Source organism: Pseudomonas brassicacearum, from assembly GCF_003732265.1.
GTDB lineage: Bacteria > Pseudomonadota > Gammaproteobacteria > Pseudomonadales > Pseudomonadaceae > Aquipseudomonas > Aquipseudomonas brassicacearum_D.
The window spans coordinates 1-380 of record NZ_MOBK01000193.1 but is presented as its reverse complement, the minus strand read 5'-3'; the positions used below and the strand labels follow the sequence as shown (position 1 = coordinate 380).

Annotated in this window: 1 protein-coding gene; it reads right to left on the bottom strand. The window is 56.1% G+C overall.

Annotated elements, in window-relative coordinates:
- On the bottom strand, positions 1–380 hold a 380-nt coding region (locus BK660_RS30785; protein WP_148057509.1), incomplete at both ends, for a LysR family transcriptional regulator.

Sequence of the window (380 nt, the reverse complement as noted above, 5' to 3'; positions counted from 1 at the left end):
GATCAGTCACGCCCAGAATCATGTTGATACCTGGGTAGCAGACGGTGAATTCTTTAAGGCTATTGATGAATTTCATCTGCGCGAAGGCGCTTGGGATATCGACGCGCAGCCGGCCTGTGAGCGTTGCTCCTGATCGATCGAACATTGAGGTCGCAGCAGAAATACCCGCCAGAATTTCCTGTACCCGCTCATAGAACCTTTCGCCCTCGGCGGTGAGTGCGACCTTTCTCGTGGTGCGCTGGAACAAGCGCACGCCCAGTGACGTTTCCAGCTCCTGGATATACCGAGTGACCTGCGGTCGCCCGATGTCCAGCGATTCGGCAGCTTTGGTAAAGCTGCCAAGTTCGGCAAGCCTGGCGAACAGGCGCATCGATTGAAGC